This is a genomic window from Alphaproteobacteria bacterium (genome assembly GCA_037146715.1).
Taxonomy (GTDB): Bacteria; Pseudomonadota; Alphaproteobacteria; order UBA7879; family UBA5542; genus JBAWWO01.
In genome coordinates this window covers 14,965-34,507 of record JBAWWO010000010.1, presented here as the reverse complement: position 1 = coordinate 34,507, position 19,543 = coordinate 14,965, and the positions used below count along the sequence as shown (strand labels likewise).

General features: G+C 40.3%; 14 protein-coding genes and 1 tRNA gene. 3 read left to right on the top strand and 12 right to left on the bottom strand.

Features of this window, described 5'->3' with window-relative positions:
* Positions 1–32: 32 nt before the first annotated feature.
* A complete protein-coding gene (gene recG, locus WCG05_04115) occupies positions 33–2,105 on the bottom strand; it encodes an ATP-dependent DNA helicase RecG (protein MEI8321177.1) in 2,073 nt (690 codons plus the stop codon).
* 106 nt (positions 2,106–2,211) lie between these two features.
* Between recG and WCG05_04110 the strand changes: the two genes are divergently transcribed.
* Positions 2,212–2,973 carry a hypothetical protein gene (locus WCG05_04110; protein ID MEI8321176.1) on the top strand — a complete coding sequence of 254 codons (762 nt, stop codon included), beginning with the start codon at positions 2,212–2,214 and terminating at the stop codon, positions 2,971–2,973.
* Here WCG05_04110 and WCG05_04105 read toward each other — a convergent pair.
* The 5 genes from WCG05_04105 to WCG05_04085 form a co-directional block, all read right to left on the bottom strand.
* Positions 2,878–4,089 carry an MFS transporter gene (locus WCG05_04105; protein ID MEI8321175.1) on the bottom strand — a complete coding sequence of 404 codons (1,212 nt, stop codon included), beginning with the start codon at positions 4,087–4,089 and terminating at the stop codon, positions 2,878–2,880. The two genes, WCG05_04110 and WCG05_04105, sit on opposite strands and share 96 nt — an antisense overlap.
* Positions 4,090–4,161: 72 nt before the next feature.
* Positions 4,162–4,824 carry a glycine zipper 2TM domain-containing protein gene (locus WCG05_04100; protein ID MEI8321174.1) on the bottom strand — a complete coding sequence of 221 codons (663 nt, stop codon included), beginning with the start codon at positions 4,822–4,824 and terminating at the stop codon, positions 4,162–4,164.
* A gap of 234 nt (positions 4,825–5,058) precedes the next feature.
* The gene (gene dacB, locus WCG05_04095; GenBank protein MEI8321173.1) at positions 5,059–6,480 is read right to left on the bottom strand and encodes a D-alanyl-D-alanine carboxypeptidase/D-alanyl-D-alanine-endopeptidase; all 1,422 of its coding nucleotides are present in this window, start codon (positions 6,478–6,480) and stop codon (positions 5,059–5,061) included.
* A gap of 82 nt (positions 6,481–6,562) precedes the next feature.
* Positions 6,563–7,867: a hypothetical protein gene (locus tag WCG05_04090; GenBank protein ID MEI8321172.1), complete on the bottom strand. Its 1,305-nt coding sequence runs from the start codon at positions 7,865–7,867 to the stop codon at positions 6,563–6,565.
* Positions 7,857–8,669 carry a hypothetical protein gene (locus tag WCG05_04085; GenBank protein MEI8321171.1) on the bottom strand — a complete coding sequence of 271 codons (813 nt, stop codon included), beginning with the start codon at positions 8,667–8,669 and terminating at the stop codon, positions 7,857–7,859. The genes WCG05_04090 and WCG05_04085 overlap by 11 nt, the downstream gene beginning before the upstream one ends.
* A gap of 104 nt (positions 8,670–8,773) precedes the next feature.
* On the opposite strand from WCG05_04085, the gene WCG05_04080 reads away from it, so the two are divergent.
* Positions 8,774–9,481, top strand: coding sequence for a hypothetical protein (locus tag WCG05_04080; protein MEI8321170.1), 708 nt, complete (start codon positions 8,774–8,776; stop codon positions 9,479–9,481).
* On the opposite strand, the gene WCG05_04075 is transcribed toward WCG05_04080, so the two are convergent.
* From WCG05_04075 to galU, 4 genes are all read right to left on the bottom strand, one after another.
* Complete coding sequence (locus tag WCG05_04075; GenBank protein ID MEI8321169.1) at positions 9,468–12,518, bottom strand: FAD-dependent oxidoreductase; 3,051 nt, start codon at positions 12,516–12,518, stop codon at positions 9,468–9,470. The two genes, WCG05_04080 and WCG05_04075, sit on opposite strands and share 14 nt — an antisense overlap.
* A 121-nt stretch (positions 12,519–12,639) precedes the next feature.
* Positions 12,640–14,028 (bottom strand): phosphomannomutase/phosphoglucomutase, encoded by a 1,389-nt coding sequence (locus WCG05_04070; GenBank protein MEI8321168.1) that lies wholly within the window; start codon positions 14,026–14,028, stop codon positions 12,640–12,642.
* Between the two features lie 2 nt (positions 14,029–14,030).
* Positions 14,031–15,344, bottom strand: a complete 1,314-nt coding sequence (locus WCG05_04065; GenBank protein MEI8321167.1) for a UDP-glucose/GDP-mannose dehydrogenase family protein — start codon at positions 15,342–15,344, stop codon at positions 14,031–14,033.
* Between the two features lie 16 nt (positions 15,345–15,360).
* On the bottom strand, positions 15,361–16,230 hold the full coding sequence (gene galU, locus WCG05_04060) for a UTP--glucose-1-phosphate uridylyltransferase GalU (GenBank protein MEI8321166.1): 870 nt from the start codon (positions 16,228–16,230) through the stop codon (positions 15,361–15,363).
* Positions 16,231–16,335: 105 nt separating this feature from the next.
* Here galU and WCG05_04055 point away from each other — a divergent pair.
* A tRNA-Ser gene (locus WCG05_04055) sits at positions 16,336–16,426 on the top strand.
* Between the two features lies 1 nt (position 16,427).
* Here WCG05_04055 and WCG05_04050 read toward each other — a convergent pair.
* Both WCG05_04050 and WCG05_04045 read right to left on the bottom strand, forming a co-directional pair.
* Positions 16,428–17,858, bottom strand: a complete 1,431-nt coding sequence (locus tag WCG05_04050) for a deoxyribodipyrimidine photo-lyase (GenBank protein ID MEI8321165.1) — start codon at positions 17,856–17,858, stop codon at positions 16,428–16,430.
* 277 nt (positions 17,859–18,135) lie between these two features.
* Positions 18,136–19,542 carry a hypothetical protein gene (locus tag WCG05_04045; protein MEI8321164.1) on the bottom strand — a complete coding sequence of 469 codons (1,407 nt, stop codon included), beginning with the start codon at positions 19,540–19,542 and terminating at the stop codon, positions 18,136–18,138.
* Position 19,543 lies beyond the last annotated feature (1 nt).

Here is a 19,543-nt window from a genome sequence, read left to right as displayed (position 1 = left end):
CATTGCTTTCCTCGGGCCCGGGCACCCAACACCTAAAGTTTATACCCAAATAAGGCCAATAATACTCTTAAAGCCCCGCCTTGTCTTGACTGCAGTTTTGGGTCTTTTGATAAAATATCCTGTGCTGTATCGTGGGCTAACTCTAGCAAATCCGCTTGCAGAGCAAGATCCGCAATTCTAAAGGTGGGCAACCCACTTTGTTTTGTACCTAATAAATCGCCACTGCCCCGTAATTTTAAATCTTCTTCTGCAATGCGAAACCCATCTTCTGTTGATTTAATGATTGAAAGGCGCTGACGACCCACATCCCCTACGGCATATCCATACAACAAAAGACAGGCTGAGGTTTTATCACCCCGTCCCACACGCCCCCGCAATTGGTGCAGCTGAGACAACCCAAAACGTTCTGCATTTTCAATAACCATGACGGTGGCCTCCCCCACATGAAGGCCCACTTCGATAACTGTGGTAGAGACTAAAATTTGCAGATCTCCCTGTCTAAAATCCTTTAAAATTTTGTCTCTGGTTGGCGCATCCATACGACCATGAATGAAGCCAACTTTTCCTGGAAAATGTTCTTTGATAGATTCATAGCGACTTTCTGCGGCTCCCAAATCAAGCTTTTCCGATTCTTCAATCAGGGGGCATACCCAAAAAATCTTTTCGTTTTTTTCAACAACTCGTTTAAGACCGTCATAGACTTGATCAATCTTTTTCAGGGGCATGACGCTGGTTTGAATGGGTTTACGGTGGGCTGGTTTTTCTGTCAGCAAAGAAAGACTAAGATCCCCATATTCTGTCCAAGCCAAGGACCGTGGAATGGGTGTTGCAGTCATGATGAGTGTATGAGGGTATTCCCCCTTACGGCTTAATTTTAGGCGTTGCTCTACTCCAAAACGATGCTGCTCATCAATAATAATAGTGCCCAGATTTTTAAAGTTTACAGCTTTTTCAATCAAGGCATGGGTTCCGATGACAATTTGAATTTCACCCTTTTGCAAGCGCTCCATCTTTTCTTTTCGATTCTTTGACAAACTGTCCGCTGTGAATAATTCAACTGTAATAGGCAAATTTTTTAAGAATCTTTGAAAAGTGATTAAATGTTGAGATGCCAATATTTCTGTGGGAACCAGCAGAGCTCCCTGGTATCCATTAGCCACAGCTCGTAATAGGGTAAACAGGGCAATAACTGTTTTACCGCTGCCCACATCCCCTTGCAGTAGGCGATGCATTTGTTGGCCTGACTCCAAGTCTTCGTAAATTTCTTTTAAAACTTTTTTCTGGCCTTTGGTCAGCTGAAAGGGCAAATTTTCAAACAGTCCTTCATCCAAGGCTTGGAGAGCTCCTAAAATCGGAGCCGCTCTTTTTTGTCTTTCCTGTTTAATAAGCCCCAAGGAAAGTTGGTGAGCCAGCAATTCATCAAAACTAAGCCGTTGTCGCGCCTTACAATAAAAAGTCAAATCCGATTCTTTTTGGGGGTTATGAACGCGCTCTAAAGCTTGCTGAAAGGTAGGCCACTTTTTTTCACCCAACAAACTGCTGGGAATCCAGTCTTCCCCATCAGGAATTTTCTGTAAAATTTGCTTGATCATACGATGAAAAAATTTACCAGAAATGCCTGCTGTCAACGGGTATACAGGAATGGGTCCTGACCACTCTTTTAGATGCGCAGGCGGCCCCACATAAATAGGATGCACCATCTTTTGACCAAATTCATTCCGTTCGATAATGCCACAAATCAACCGTTTTTCGCCGTAGGGATATTGCTTCAAAAGGGTGGCTGGATAGGCTTTGAAAAAAACCAGATCGATAAGAGACTTATCATCGGAACACACCACCTTATAGAAAGATTTTCTGGAACTGGGTTCTATATGTTCAAGAACGGTCACCACAATGCTAATTCTTTCATCTGGTTTTGCCTGATGCAGAAATTGGATAGCCCGCCACATTTCAACCCCCCTGGGCAAATGACAGACCATGTCAATAAGTCTTGGGCCTGTTAGCCTTTTAAGCCGTGCGGCAAGGCTACTTCCCACCCCCATAAGGGATGAAATAGGCTGCAACAGGGGTGAAAAATTTCTAAAATCCATCTTGAATTTTATCATACCCAAAAGTCACAGTTTGCGGAACCAGAAGTTTTCCTTGCCTTGCCTTTTTCCAAAAACATGTGTTAGTGTGAAAAGAAAGAAAAAATAAGGGTAGATTTCAAGCATGAATACGCACATGAATACGCAAATTTTTAGTTATTTAACAGTCCTTATTGCTCTGTTAGGCCCCTCAAATCTCTGGGGAACGGCTGAAACATTTACCAATGCATCCCGTGTTCCTCAAATTGATGCAACGGCTCAAGAGCAAGACAATCGTACAGCAAAGAATTTGATCACTCAGTGGCAAATTAATGCTAAAACTTACGTTAATGGGCAAACGGATATGGATGCAGCTTACAAAATTCTTTCCCAAGCTAAATATACCTTGAAACAATTGATTCGTACAAATGCACTCCAAAAAGATATCAGCCAAGAGGCCAGAACAACGATCTATATGCTGCGTCTTTTGCAGCTGCAAACCATTATTAAGGCAGTTGCCCTTCACAAGTCTGCTTTTCAAGATTCTTTGCGAGCATTTGCAAATAATGAACCGGCTAATCCCCCCAAAACATTTTCCAAGGAATGGTTCTTTATTCGAAAGAATAGAGCTGCCCAGTTATTACACTATTTTCAAGAGTTGTTAAATCAACATCCTGCTTTCGTTACGAATCCACCCCTTTGGCTTTTGGGTCAAGATTTTCCAAAAACTTTCAAAGAAGGTTACGAAGTCTATCTAATATTGAATCGGCAATATGGATGTTTTCAAAATCCCGAACAGGGAGCCTGTTTATTAATGCAAGACCTTGTTATGACGGGGCAGGAAGACGAACAAGGCCACAATGCTAACAACAGTCATAATAGCACTGTAGGCAAAGGCGTAAGTTGATCCATAAAATTCCCAGAAAACGCCAGCTATTTTGCTTGCGACCAAAATACCAATGCCATTAACCAAGTAAAAAATTCCAAATGCGGTACCCCGTATATATTGGGGTGTTTCGTCTGAAATCATCGAAACAAACACAGACTGGGTTGTCCCCATTTGGGCACCCCAAAAGAAAACACCCGCATAAATCAAAACTTCGGTTGTACCATAAATCATAAACATATTGCCTAACAGCATAAATAGAAAGCCTGCCAGCAAAATATAGCGGCGCTGGAATTTATCAGATAAAATGCCAATAGGGTACGAAATCAAAAATTGTCCCATATTAAACAGAACCATCACAAAGGAAATATGGGCAATCTTAACCCCAACTTCCCCGGCTCTAAAACTTAGATACGATTCGCCAAAATGGGCCAATTCAAAAATCAGTAAAACAGCAATAATACGCCAGTAGTTTCCTTTAAGTTCCAAAAAAGCGCCCCAACGAAATTTGGTTTCTGTTCTTGAAACTTTTATTTTAAATTTATCCCTGTGCTTTGGTTCTTTAACTCCTATCATAAACAGGATAAAAGCCACACAAGCGGGAATAAAGGCCAACATAAACAAGAATCTGAAATTATTGTTGGTGACACTCATAATCCAGGCAACAAGGGTAGCGCCAATCACAGACCCAGCGGTTTTGAAAGATTTAGAAAGTCCATAGGAAGCACCTCTTTTATTTTCGGGCGCTAAATCCCCAATTAAAGCATCCCGAGGGGAAGCTTGTAAACCATTTGTAATACGGTCCAGCGATCTGATAGCAATCAGCAGCCCCACAGAAGAGCATAGGGCAAATAGGGGTTTAATGATGGTTGATAGGCCATAACCAACCGCTAGAATGACTTTGCGATTTTGAAAAATGTCACTGATGGACCCGGCAATGATTCTCATGAAGTGGGAAATAAACTCAACAAATCCGTCGATAAGCCCAATCTGGGCTTCTGTAATTCCCAGTTCGTACTTCATAAAAATTGGCATCTGGCTAAACACCATAATAGTGGCCAGGTTGATTAGAAAACCCGTAGAACCTAGGATCCAAATACTAAGTGGTAATCCCCAAAATTTCCGTTGATTTTCCAAAAATTTTAACTCCAAAAAAAGAAATACTGCCCCCTTTTTTTAAGGTAAGGCAGTATGTCGGTTTATGTTTTGTTAGTCTAAATCTTGCTGATCTCGCGCATAACGATCTCTGCTTGTATAATCTATATCATCCACAGATCGACCCTGTGGCGTGGATGGTTGAGCAACCTTTTTTACCCGTACAGGCCGTTGAGCCGCAGGGCGTGGCGCTGGACGAGGTGCCGGTTGATAAACTACCTGAGCTTCTTGAGCTCGTTGCATGGCCATTTGATCAGGAATCACCCGTGATCTACCGTTATAGCCGACCATTACCAGAACATGCTGTCCTACAGAAAGAGTAGATTCTGGTCCTTGAACGATTGTCATAATACGACCACTTTGCAATTCAACTGTGTATTCAATACCGTCTTGAGATTTTAGTCCTTTTTCCAGCAAGCTTCCACCCAAGGCACCAGCAGCGGCACCAACAACAAGACCAACCACACTGCCACTTCCTTGACCGATTTGAGATCCTAGCAACCCACCAGCAACGCCGCCACCAACAGCACCCAAAGTGTTATCAGATAGCTTGTCGCTTCCTTGAACCTTTACAGGGCGTACAGAGATAACAACACCCTTATAGGTTTGTTTTACAGCTCCTACTTCATTTTCTGAGTATTCATTAGGGTTGATATTCTTGGCACAGCCTCCCATAAGTAGGGGTAGCATAAGCAAAACAGCCATAAATTTTTTCATCTAGTCCTCGTTCCTTAATAAATTAAACACCAAACCAAGGTTTATTTAGAATCTTGATTCAATATCAGCTATAGCAGATTTAAACAAAATTGCCATCCCTATTTTTAAAAGAGCACATCAATTCACCCCTCTCATCTACGCCGTCTCTCTATGACTTCCTCAAGCATGATGGGAGTTAGGGGAATCTGATTCTTTCCCATGATCCTCGATCTCCGCTGAAATAAAGGGTCAATCTTAACTATGATCGCTTAAAATTCGGACGATATTTTCTTCTAGCTTGTTATACTTAGAAAGTCCCCCAGCAACACCATTAATCATAATAACGAAAGCAAACTTAGGTTTATTGTTCTTTAGCACAAATCCTGCAAGACCAGATACAGACGTCAAAGCTCCTGTTTTAGCTATAATTTTAACCCCTTTAATATCATTCAGGCGTCCCTTTAGCGTACCTTCTTCTCCTGGTACTGCCAAAGTTCTTAAAAAATCCTCAGAGATTGCTTTATCAGATAGACCATTGACCAAAAGTTGAAGAATTTGGGATGGGGAAATAAGATTCAAATAAGATAACCCTGCTCCATCTGTTAAGTTAGCCCCTGACAAATCACTATGGAGCTCTTCCTCTAAAATTTTAGCAAGTTGTTTCCCGGCATCGTCCCATTTTCTAAGAGGAGTTGGGTGATCTTCTAGAACAGCTAACAGTATGGCGTTTAAAACCAAGTTATCAGATTCCTTCATCCCTTTTATTAAAATATCAATCAGATAATCTGATGCCCAACTGTTTACTAGAACAGCCTTAGCTGACCTCTCCTGAGCAAAAATAAGTTTTCCAAAAAGATGCAGACCTTCTTTTTCAAGAGCCAATTTAATATTTTTTTCCACATAAGTTTTGAAATTTTCTGTGCCTATGGGAAGGCACATCTTCAAAGGAAGAATTTTTTCACTAACACATCCTTCCAGGTTTAAAGTCTCTCCCAAACTCAGATGATGTCGTTCTATTTTTGTCAAGTCTGTACAAGACCCCACATAAGTCTTATTGGAAATAGGGTAAGATATTTGGTCGGAAGCAAAACTTACTTGAGTTGATTTTTTGTCCTCAGACACAAGATTGAACCTTAATCCGTTAGTATTAATAATAATGGACGAAACAGGAGCCCCAAAACAAAACTGGCTTGATCCTAAGGTCCACCCATCAATCAATAGGGGAAGATTGGCTTTAGATCGTTGAACAACATATAAATTACCCTCAATTTTTCCAGTAGATATGTGGGATTTTATGGCATGAAAAAGATCCCTTAAATTGTTAAGGGTCAGGGTTGGATCGGCCCCAAATTCTACATACCAATCAGCCCCCTGACGATATAAATTCGTCTGGAATTGGTAAGCTGCCCCCAACTTTTTCAACGCCGCTAAACAGGTTAAAATTTTTGTTAAGCTGGCGGGGTAAAAATACCTTTCTCCATTTTGTTCAAAAAGTACCTGGTCCTTGTCCAGGTCTATAATTTTGATACCTATATTGATATGCGGATCCGTTTCATGAATGACTTTTTTTATTTGACTTTCAATAGATGTTTTCTTAAAAAACCCAACAGAATGGGTGGGGGTTGGTTGTGCGAAAAAAAGACCCAAAAGATAAAGAAAAGAATAAATATTTTTCATGAGATTCAGAATAAGGGAAGTTAAATTATTTTGAAAGAATTTTTTATTTCTTTATGAAGCAATCGTTGATTGCTGAAAAAGGTCATTCGAGGGCTTCCAAACAATTCTTATAGGTAATCGGATGTTTCAGGTGCAAACTATCGAATCCCTGGCATGAGGGGCAATACATATGCCAATGATTTGATGCCTTCAAACAGTTTGAACATTTATAGGGGCTAGACATGTTTTCAATGGCATGCATCACAAGGCCCAAAGATTCCTTGGCGCTACCCTTTTCTTTCTTGGCCAAAGCTGCCTGCAATAAAATGGATTCAGGAGCCTGTATAGGCAATTGATTCAATAAGCGATGCGCCTCGGCCCACAACCCGGCCTGGATCAAATAAATGATCTGCGTGATAATGGAAACAGGATGATCTGGCAGAATTTCATAAAGTTCTTGAGATGCATGGGCCAAAGAAATGGGCTTTTCATCTTCAGCTGTCAGCTCACAATAGGTCTCTGCAATCTCCCAACTTGGATTTTCTTCCCAGGCTTTTTTCAGCAAAACTTCCGCAGCCCGTTTATCTTTTTTATTCTTCAGAATCTTGGCGTATTCTAACAAATTAGGCAAAAATTTTGATTCTTCCTTATAGGCCTGTTCATGATATCCAATGATTTCCCGGGGAGAATTTTCTTCCCCATGGGCTAAACTATAAAAACAAATGGCTTTTAGATGATCTAAGGTTTCCTTACTATGCACATCTTTTTTAGCTGCCCGAGAAATGTTTTCTAAAGCTTGTTCCCAATTGCTTTTCAACATATCGAGTCGAATAGCGTTCTTTAAAAACCACCCCTCATTTGAAAACTTTTTGCAAGCTGACAAAAGCAACTTTTCTAACTGCGCCGTTTGATTGGCTTTGAACGCATTATCCATTTCATCATAAAGAGCCATGGGTACAAATTCATCAAACTTTTTTAAATGGTTTAAGGCCATTTCTTCCAGTTTTTTATCTTTTAAAGCTTGGGAAGTTTTCAGCAATAAAATCCCTGGGATCGGGGATGTGGGCAGCAGATGGGAAAGTTCCAAGGAAATCTTTTTAGCACTTTTATAGCTTTGGAACTCTAAATCTGAAAAGGCTTGGGCAATAAGTTTATCCGTATCTTTTTTAAAGAAATTGCCAAACTTAAATATTTTTCGCGCAACCCAAACGATAGCGTCCCAACCCGACCGTACAAGGGCAAATAAAAAAAGCAAAACCAGTAAAACAAACACCGCAAAACTGACCGTTGTTTTGATTTCATATCCCTGCCAATTAATAAGAATAGACCCCGGATTATCAACCAGCCAAAATAGAACTGTAAAGATGAAAAGCAGTTTAAAAGTAAAAACAAGAATTTTAAAGTACATTGGTCGCCTGCAAATTTGAAGTAATAAAGAATTCTAAATCTTCTAATGTGTTGAGAGCATTTAATTTGTTTTGAACAAGGATTATGAGCTCTTGATTATCTGGAATTTTTTGTTGTATGACCACCAGGGCTTCTGAAAGCTTATGCGCCTCAATCAAGGCTATTATGTCATTCATAGCATCAGAATCTTCGACCTTTTTAATGACCAAAAGATTCTTAAAAAAGGCCAAAACTTTTTCTAAGAATGTATTCTGGGTAACGACCGAAGTCGGCTTTTCAAGGGCCCTTAGACTTTTCAATATATCATCATCCATCGGTATACCAGAAGCAGCAAACACCCTAAGCGCATCTAGATTCACAGCGTCTTGAGGTAAAGCTTCCTGCACCTGATCCAAAATTCTATCATAGGGGGCGCCCTCATAAACTTTTTTACTCAAACGATTCACTAACAAAAACCAAAAGGCTTTCCTGTTAAGTTCTTGTAAATCTTTTTGCATTTTAGGAAGCAAGCTCATGCTTTGCTGAAAATCGGCCCCCATAGATTCATGTTCTTTTTTGCTATCTTCTAAAGCTTGTTGCAGATCCAAAATATCCTGTTGCATTTTTTGCAAAAGAGTTTTGTCATCGATGGAATTGGGTTTTGAAAATTTTAAATAATCCGCAACAGGGATATAATCAAAGGCAATCAAAAATCCCACAAAAGTCAGCACAAAAGCAAGCAAAACCCAAAAGGAAAAGATAGGATTTTTTTTCTTTGCTTCTTGCGTCTTAAAATTTTTCAAAGGTGATATATTTTTCTCCATTCCGAAATTATATATAAATTGAATTAGAATGTCGAATGGAAAGGCTAGACAACAGAAATAATCTGCTATAGGGTGTCGCTGAAATTCTGAAAAGGTTGGATGAAATGATTGAAAGACTAAAATCTTATACCAAATTCTTATCTGTACTTCTTCTTCTGGGGGTGACTAATTGCGCAACAAAGCGAGATCCCATTCCCTTTAACGGCCTTTGCTTCGAGAAACCTTCTGCGGTTGTTATTGCTGAAATTTCAGGCTTTGATAAAGCTAAGTACTTCAAAGAAGGAGATCAAGGGTTTCTTGATGTTTTGATTAATGATTTTTTTGCAAGCTCCCTAAATAAGAGACTTGAAAGAATTGATGCGAAGCCCATTATGAATGAAAGATTCTATGAATTTTTTGCTAAGCGCTTCCAAGAAAATAATTTCAAAGTTATAAAATGTCCCCATCCCTTGAACAGAAAAGATCTTTCATCCATAGACAAAGCTAACTATGCCCCCTACGACTTTATGTTTCTAAGGGAAAAATATGAGGCGGAATATGCCCTAATTGTTGAGCCTAAGTCCTTTGGGTTAACAAGAAACTATTATGGCTTCATCCCAACAAGTGCGCCCTATGGACATGTTAGTTTGCTGGTTTATCTTGTGCGCTTGGAAGATAATTCTCTTGAAGCCTATTACATGGGGGCATTCAATGGGGCCGTTAATGGAGATTGGGATACACCGCCTGAATATGCCGGGCTTATGACTGCTGTAGAGGATACCCTAAAAACGGCCTTAAATGGATCTCATCAACATTTCTTTAATGAGATTTAAATAGTTTCTCTTGCACCCCGTTCAAAAGGCTGCGGTTTTCAAGAACCTCAAAGTCCACCCATTCAAAAGCCTGGGTTTGATTTTTGCAGGCGTAAATAATTTTTTCTTCCCCTGTTTTAGGATCTTTTGTTTTTTGCAAACATTGGGCACAAATTTCTTTCATCATGCACTGCATGGGGGAAAGGAGCCCAACAAAAGCAGGAACCTTAAAGAATCCAGCATATTTTTCATGGAGGATTTTTAATAAAGTCGGAGGGGCTGCCATATAAACAAACTCTGCTTCCTTAGCAGAATTTGTTTCCAAATATGTTGCCACATTCTTCAGAAAATTTTCTTCGGTAGACAGCTTATTATTGGAAGGTATCTCTGATATATGAACCACCTGATTTTTATTTTTTTTCAGGTGGTCTATATAATCTTCCAAGAGAACATTTTCAAAACCATAGCCAAACACCAGAACTTTTTTACCCAGAGGCATGGGGAATGCAGATCCCGCAGGACCCATCAAGGGAACCGTATCATCAATTTTAAGCTGGCTAATCCAAGGGGCAGAGGGATGATTTCTTTTAATGAAAAAATCCATAGTTCCCTCCTTTTTACTCACATTAGTGCCTGTTACGGGAACAGCTTTCATATTAGGAACTTGTAGCCTGAAAAACTGTCCCGTCTGTAAATTTTTTACTTGAAGAGGGGCATAAACCGTAATCTTAAAGGGATGGTCAGGAAGATCTACTAAATTCACCACTTTCGCCGCTAACAAAGATTTCAGTTTTCTGAAAAACTTTTGGGCAGATGTTTTTGAAGTAGGGGAAACTAAGTCCAAATGTTTGCATAAAAAGGGTGCCTTATCTTTGGCGCTTGCTAGGGCTTTTACCACACTACCCGAGTACTCTGGATGCAGGTCACCCCACAGAGAAAGCCGCCGATCATCTTCATAAATAAAGGGTGTGTAAAGAGGATCTCCTGGTGTTTTATTTTCAAAGAAATCATCTTTTAAAGTTATGCTCTCCAGTTCTTCTGCTAGAACCGTATTGGGGTGGGTTCCCGTTGCCACCAAAATCGTGCGGGCCTTTAAAACAGATCCTTTGTCGAATTCTAAACTTTCAACGTATCCATGCGAGTCTGTTTTGATTGCCTTTAAAACACAGTCATCTAAAATCTGAACCCCTTCTTCTTGAGCCTTAATTAGCTCGTGATGATTCATCCTATAGGCGGGAGATTTCTGAATAGATTGACGATAAAGGAGTGTACAGCCACCCCACTTTTTCAGCAGGTCTTGTTTAGGTCCCTTGTCAGCACGCAACAGTCGGGCATGCTCTAAAAATTCTGCAGCAATTTCTTTGTCTAGCTGTGTCCACTTTTCTTGTCCCTTGCCCTTCAAAGCCTCAAACCGTTTCAAGAATTTTTCCACTTGAATGGGGTAATAGGCTAGCGCTTCTGTGGCTGTATCCACCGCCGTTAAGCCACCCCCTATCACCACAATAGGCAACCGAATCATCAGGGGAATGGCAGCATCTTCTTTAAAAGCACCCGCATGCAGGGTCATCAAAAAATCGGAAGCCTGGCGTACCCCCAGGGCCAAATTATTGGCAACGCTCAGAGTATTCGGTCGTCCCGCCCCCAGGCATAAAGCAACATGGTCAAACCCCAGGTCAAAGGCCTGATCAATTGTTAGAGTACTTTGAAGACGCGTATTACCAAAACATTTGAAAGTTTGATGTCGTTCCAACATCAACCGCACAACCAACAAAAAGTTTTTATTCCACCGGGCTGTGATGCCATATTCTGAAACCCCCCCGAACCCTTGAACTGTTCGGGTGGAAAGGGGCTCAAACAAATCCTGAATGGTTTTGATGGGTTTGTTTTTCAAGTTTGCTGATAAAGGTTGAACAGAAAGCCCTTCAATCCCCACAACTGTATACCCCTTGTGCAGCATATAATAAGAAAGCCCCATCCCGGCTGGCCCCATCCCCGTAACCAAGATTTTCTGATTTCTTTTGGGACTGGGCAAATAGTCCTGTGTTTTTAAAGGATTCCACTTACAAAGAAGATTATAAATTTCAAAACCCCAGGGCAATTTTAAAACTTGCTCTAAAATTTGGGTTTCGATTGCGGGAATATCCACAGGGTCCTGCTTTTGAAAAATACAGGCCTTCATGCAGTCATTGCAAATTCTGTTTCCTGTTAAAGGAACCAAAGGATTATCAATCATAATAACGGCCAGAGCCCCCAGATCAAATCCATCTTTTTTCAGCAGATTCATTTCCGAAATTTTTTGCTTTAGAGGGCAGCCTTTTAAATCATTGTCCAAAGGATTTTTTTGATTTTCAAACCCCTTTGAACAAGAATCTTTATCTTGCTTGTGGCAATACAAACAGTATCTGGCTTGATCTTGCCCATAGGCTTTGGAAAGGGGTGGTGTTGTGCAGTTAAAGCCTTCCCTATCCCGGGGCAAAAATTCTGAAATTAAATCATCATAGTTTGTTTTTTTAGGCAGCTTAAAGAGAGTCCCATGGGCATGAAAAGCTTTTCCCTGTTCATCAAATAAGGCCCAAGCTGCATATTGTTCGGCCCAGTATAATTTTTCTTTGGATCCATCTTGTAAAAGAAGTTCATGCACATGATGGGCAAATTTTTTCTCAAACTCTAAAATATTTTGACGCGAAATTTCTTTCAGATTGTCCAGAATATCTGAAAGCGATTCCGTGGGTTTTGTATAGGCGTGACAGACATGTCGTTGCAGGAAATTTTTTTTGACCGTGGCAAGAATTTCATAGGACAAATTGTCCTGTCGATTCTGAAGAACATCTTTTTGAATTTGGAAAAAATCGCCCAGAAATTCTTCCAGAATAGGGGCTAATTGAATTAAAAATTCTGAGGAGGTTTCGCTATGGGATTTAAGACGTAAAGTTTTAAGCTGACGAAATAGGGATTTGTTTTTTTCTTGTAAATAGCTTAAAAAAATTGTGTCAATTTTCTTAAGACCTTTGAGGTCATACAAATCTTCAAAGGAAAGATTGAAGGAAAGATTTGTCATTTTCCGTCCTTGCGAGAAGGGCGTAGCCCGACGAAGCAATCCAGCTTAGATAAAAAAGAAAGCTGGATCACCACGTCGGCCTTACGGCCTCCTCGTGATGACGGGTATGTTGTGCTCATATTCATAGAACCTTTTCAGGCACACTAAGATGGCTCAAACGAAGTTGATGCTTAACCGTCTCCTTTAAGTTTTCCAGACCCTGCACCGTGGAAGATTCACATCGGCACACAAGAACTTCCTCTGTATTGGATGCCCTAAGCAACCACCAGCCATCCTTTGTTTTTACGCGCACCCCATCAATGGTGAGGACATCTGATAGAGGATCTTGAAGCAGCCGCTCTTTAATGTCATTGACCACTTCCTGTTTTCGTACATTATCGCAAGGAATTCGCAGTTCAGGAGTGTTATGAACATCTGGCAAAGATTCATAAACGTGTGCTAAAGAATGGGGCAGGTTTGATACAATATTCAGCAAGCGAATAGCTGCATACAAAGCGTCGTCAAAGCCATAGTAATGATCAGCAAAGAAAATATGACCACTTGTTTCACCAGCCAGAGGGGCATGCGTTATGGCCATCTGTGCTTTGATCAATGAGTGACCAGTTGGAACCATCAGAGGCACCCCCCCGTGATTTTTAATATCTTCCACCAAAACGTCGCTGGCTTTAATATCCATGATAATTTTAGAGTGCGGCCGCTGGCTTAGAACTTCCCGACTGAAAAGGATCATTAAATAATCCCCCAACCAAAAATTTCCGCGATTATCAATAACACCGATGCGGTCTCCATCCCCATCAAAAGCAATGCCCAGATCTGCTTTTTCGTGAAGAACTCTATCCTTTAAAATTTCTAGATTTTCTTTTTGAGTGGGATCTGGATGATGGTTCGGAAAATGGCCATCCACGTCCTCAAACAACAAAATATGATCGCCCTTTAATTTGTCTATCAGAGGTTTAATGATGGGCCCTGCAGACCCATTTCCCATATCCCAAACAACTTTTAAGGACTTGCCATGATAATCTTGTAACAGCCGATTTTCATAAGACGATTTTATATCTTGATCAAAGATCGTTCCTAAAGTTTTTGAGACAGAAAATTCCTTAATAATATCTTGAAATGTCTGAATATCTTTTCCATAAAAAGGACGGTCCTTTAAAGTCATCTTAAAGCCATTAAAAGTGCCACCATTATGAGATCCCGTGATCATAATTCCGCCATCTGTTGGCAATTCCTTAACAGCATAATACAACAAGGGTGTGGGGCATAGACCTAAGCGAATAACATCAACACCTGCCTCTTGTAATCCCTTGATTAAAGCATCTTCTAAAGAATCAGAACTTAATCGACCATCTTTCCCAAGGGCGACTGTTGTGCCCTTATTTTGTTTAATGATGTACCCAAAACATTGTCCAACAGCCTTGGCATCGGCCTCAGACAATGTTTTTTCATAAATGCCCCGGATGTCATATTCTCGTAAAATAGATGGGTGAAAATGATGATATTGTTTCATCCCTAAACTCGCAAAAGGGGACGCCCTAGAGAATGGTAAATAAATCCTGATTTTTTCATGTCAGACAATCGATAAATATTTCGCAGGTCAATCATTAGCGGGCTGTTCATTAGTCCTTTAATTCGCTCTAAGTCTAAAAACTTGAATTCATTCCATTCCGTCAAAATGACCAAAGCATCAGCTTCCTTCAAAGTGCCGTAAGCATCTTCATACCAATCCACATCCTTCAAATAAAGCTGGGCATTCTCCCTACCAACAGGATCATAGGCCTGAATACGAGCTCCTGCTTTTTGGAGTCCTGGAATAATTGTCAGACTTGGAGCATCCCGCATGTCATCTGTATCGGGCTTGAAAGTAAGCCCCAAAATAGCAATTTTTTTATTTTTAACGGACCCTCCACAGGCATGAACGATTTTTTCAACCATATGTTTCTTACGGTCATCATTCGCTTTAATAACAGAATCAACAATGGTTAAAGGCGCCCCATATTCCCGGGCAGTGTGACTCATAGCCAAAGTATCCTTTGGAAAGCAAGATCCCCCATACCCTGGACCTGTTTGTAAAAATTTTGACCCGATTCGGGAATCCAGCCCCATCCCCTTTGAAACATCGTGCACATTTGCGTCACACTTTTCACACAAATCCGCCACCTGGTTGATAAAAGTAATCTTAGTGGCCAAAAAGCTATTGGCTGCATATTTAATAATTTCGGCTGAGGCGGGATCCGTAAACACAATAGGGGTTTCCAACAAAGAAAGGGGCCGATAAAGTTCCCGCATGACTTCTTCCGCACGCTGGCTACGACATCCCACAACAACCCGGTCAGGGCGCATAAAATCTTCAATGGCGGATCCTTCCCGCAAAAACTCAGGGTTTGAAACCACATCGAATTCTTTATGAGGGGCTTTTTCCTTCAAAAAAGTGGCCAACTTTTTGTTGGTATCTACAGGAACCGTAGATTTTGTGACAACAACCGTATAAGCATCCATATGCTCAGCAATCTGCTCAGCCGCGGAAAAAACATACTTTAAATCTGCTTGCCCATCTTCCGCTTGGGGTGTTCCGACCGCAATAAAGACAACGGTTGCTTTCTCAATGGCGGATGGAATATCTGTTGAGAATTTTAATCTTCCTGCCTTTGTGTTCTTGCGGATCAGATCTTCAAGACCGGGCTCATAAATGGGGCTGATACCTTTTTCTAAAATTTGTATCTTCTTGGCGTCTACGTCAACACAGGTAACGGGAAAGCCAAACTCAGCAAAACAAGTTCCCGTAACCAAGCCCACATACCCCGTTCCCATAACTGCAATTTTCATATGATATCCTAACTTATTAAGGTAAATATTTTTTCAGAAAGCTTAAGGTGTCTGCCCTAAGATCTTTCCGGTCCAGGGCAAAAGCGATCGTGGCTTCCAACAGCCCCTGTTTAGATCCACAATCAAATCTTTTTCCATCAAAATCCAGGCCATAAAAGGGCCTCTTTTTCAAAAGGTGGGCCATAGCGTCCGTTAATTGAATTTCCCCCCCAAATCCTTTTTTGCATTTTTCTAAGGCATCAAAAATGTTGGGTTCCAAAATATATCGCCCAATGATGGCTAAGTTAGAGGGCGCATCTTGAACTTTTGGTTTTTCAACCAATCCCTCAATCTCACAAATATTGCCCTGTTGGAATTTGGGTTTAACGATGCCATAGTTAGAGGTCTGATCATGGGGAACCTCCATCAAAGCAATATAGTTCCCTGGATTTTTATCATAGGCACTGATCATTTGGGATAGACAAGGCTTCTTGGACAAAATCAAGTCGTCCGCCAACAAAACGGCAAAGGGTTCATCCCCAATCAAATTGCGGGCACACCAGACCGCATGACCAAGCCCCAGAGGCTCCTGCTGCCTGGTATAGATCACATTACCCGGGTCTAATACAACATCATTCACCAGGCGCAGATCTTCTGTCTTTCCACGTTTTTCGAGGGTGGCATTCAGCTCATAGGAATAGTCAAAAAAATCTTCCAGGGAAGATTTTCCCCGTCCTGTAACGAAAATGAACTGCTCAATGCCTGCAGCTTTGGCTTCCTCTACTGCATATTGAATCAAAGGACGGTCAATCACCGTCAGCATTTCTTTGGGCATAGACTTGGTAGCCGGCAAAAACCGGGTCCCCAATCCCGCAACGGGAAAAATAGCTTTGCGTATTTTCTTCATGGGTTGACTATAAAATAATAGAGGGGGGTTTTCAATGATTTTAGGGAAAATGAATTGGAAACTCGACATTCTGGTTTCCTTTAGGTATATATGGGGCATTCCTTGGGAGAGGTGGCCGAGTGGTTGAAGGCGCACGCCTGGAAAGTGTGTATACGCCAAAAGCGTATCGAGGGTTCGAATCCCTCTCTCTCCGCCAATTAGATGTTTCTTATAGATTTATAGGTAGAAAGTGCTCTCTGTCTAGATTTATTCAGATCTACAATTGGATGAGGATAAGTAGTGCCCAGGGTTATTTTCGCTTTCTGTAAAACATCTTCGGGAGCCTCCCAAGGCTTAAATAGATATTTGAGTGGTAAATTTTCTAGCTCTGGAACAAAACGACGGGTATAGATTCCCTGAGAGTCAAATTTTTCTCCCTGTAAAACTGGATTAAATATTCTAAAATAAGGACTAGCATCTGCCCCTGACCCAGCAACCCATTGCCAACTGGCACTGTTACTTGCCAGGTCTGCATCCACCAAACAATCCCAAAACCATTCTTCCCCAAATCGCCAATGAATTCCCAAATTTTTTACAAGGAATGAAGCCACAATCATTCGAAGGCGGTTATGCATATATCCGGTTTGCCAAAGCTCTCTCATACCTGCATCTACAATAGGGATTCCTGTCTGTCCTTTTTGCCATGCTTGCAAAAGATTTTTGTTGGAACCCCAAGGAAAATTATTGAATTTTTTTTGAAAATTTTCATGGGGTAATTCAGGAAAGTAATACAATAAATAGCATGAAAATTCACGCCATCCCAGTTCCGTCAAAAAACAGTCTGAGTCTTTTTCCCAACCTTCTATTTGTCCTTTTGATTGGGCCTTATACCAAATTTGATTGGGGGAAATTTCCCCAAAATGCAAGTGAGGAGACAATCTTGAAACATTTAATTTGTCGGGATGATTTCTTTTTTCTTGATAGCCTAAAAGCCCATTTTCCAGAAAGTGTTCTAGCTTTTTGTGCGCTGATTTTTCACCAATTTCCCAGAAAGATCCAAATGACTTATACCAATCCTTCTTCGGAAGTAGATTCAGATTTTCCAGAACAGTTGGATTTGAATGGTCTTTAAGAAAGTGAACTTTTGGAATGCTGGGCAAGGGTTTTCTTGGTATAGGCCCCTGAAGGCATCCTTTTCTGTAAAAAGGGGTAAAAACCTTATAGGGTGTTTTTTCTTTTGTGAGAATAGAATTTGGATCCCATAAAAAAGAACCATTGAAGATGTGGCATTCAATTCCAGCCTTTTCTAGTTCATGCTTTATAAGTCTATCGTTTTCAACTCTCCAGGGCTCATAACACTCATTCCAAAAGACAGCCTTTATTTTTTTTGATTTTAGAATATCCCTAAAAACCTGCCGGGAAGATCCCCTGTAAAAATTCAGACTATGGTTAAGAGATTTATTAAGATTTTCTAAAGAGTGGTGCAGCCACCATCTGCTGGCTTCCCCCATTTTGAAAGGGCCAGGGCTCTGATCATCTAAGATATATATAGACATAAGGGATCCCCCTTGAGCCGCCTCAGAAAGAGCTGGGTTATCAGAGATCCTTAAATCTTGCCTAAACCAGAAAATAGTAATGCTGTCAGTCATGGGGACCGAAAGAATTCCATGGCTGGGAAAATAGCTTTGCGCATTTTCTTCATAGGTTGACTATAAGATAAGAGGTTAGCAGTTTCAATAGTTTTAGGATGTAGCCAATTTCTTACAAAAGAAGTATGTTGTTACTTACCTATGTTTTATTAGGAACCTCTCCTCGCGCCTTATATCCTCTAAAGAAATCAGCTATAATAGGCTGAGAATTCGAACCCCTCTCTCTGTTATTGAGAATGGGGTAAGGATATTGGAAAAGGGGCTGAAATCTAAAGTTCTATTGTTTAGCTTTTAGAATAGCAATATAACGAGGTGCTGAATTTGCGTCAGATATCCATCCATCGGTTAACACGTGACATGGTTTTATCTTATTTAGCTCCTTAAGAAAATTCTTGTTCATTTCCAAATCTTCATTTTCGTGTCCTTCATAAATCATAAATTCCCAAGGAATGTCAGATAATTCTTCTATCCATCCGATGTGCCCTCTAATAGCTAGGTAGGAGATCACGCACCCCTTAAGTTGCATAGAAAGATGTTTTTTAAGAGAAACTTCTTTGCTTAATTTAATCCCTGTAAGAGAAAATCTTGTGCAACCAATAGATAACAAGACTTTCTCTGCATAGGGAACAACTTGAGGAAAATCAAAACCATGAAGCCAAGCTGCTCCTTCCTTTAGATACTGGGCCCCCATTAAACCAAGGTTGCACCCTACATCTATAATAAATTTATTTTCTAAAGTAATATTAGATTCAATTAATAACTTTTTTAAAACTTTAAAACGTTCAGACGGAGATCTTTTTGCCGTCAAATTAAGCCCTGGAATTTCTTGATAGAGATATTTTCCTCCCATCAAGTAGCTTTTTTGACCGAAATGAGAGGCCTCAGAGGCTTCAAGAGCTATTTTTTTCAAATAATTATAATAGTTCCCCAAAGAAAAATTTTGCAAATCTACATATTTTGGTGACTTTGAATGGGAGTCATAAATTAGATTGCCATTGCATTCTGGGCAAACAAAATCCATGTCTTCGTACCCATTCCAGTTAATGAGTTTGATCAGATTTTCTGCCTCAAGTTTCTTTATGTCCTGGATAAAATTTTCACACTTTGCCTGAGCGGCAATTTTGCCATCAATATGCTCCATAATGTAAGCCACATGAATGTCTCCATTCTGAAACTGAATTTCTTCGATGTCATAAAGCCTTGGTCCCATTTTTAAATTAAAGAATAGGTTGTGGACTAATAATAAATCTTTATGAGAAGGGGAAAATAACTCATAAGACTTGCAAGCCTTGTTAGGGGCAACAAAGGATTTATCTATCCCCCCTTTGTGTTTAATAATTTTAGCCCCAAATTTTCTCGGTCCATAAGGAATAATGTCCTTCAGGGAAGAAATTTCAACACTGTGTGGCGGAAAATAATACGTATGTCCCCCTTCTTTAAAATTTTTTATTTGTTTGCAGAAAACCTCTAAGGACTCAATATCTAGCTTCAAACGCAAACTTTTTTGAAGAGGCAGTTCAATCTTCCATTTTTTTTTCGAGCCTATAAATTGCTTTAGAATTCTTAAAATGCCCACCTGCTTCAGGGTATTAATTTCAATTTTTGTCTGATCTTTGAAATTTCTTGCTCTGATGAAAAAATCAGGAAAATGTGTTTTAAAATATTTTTTTATTATTGTATACATT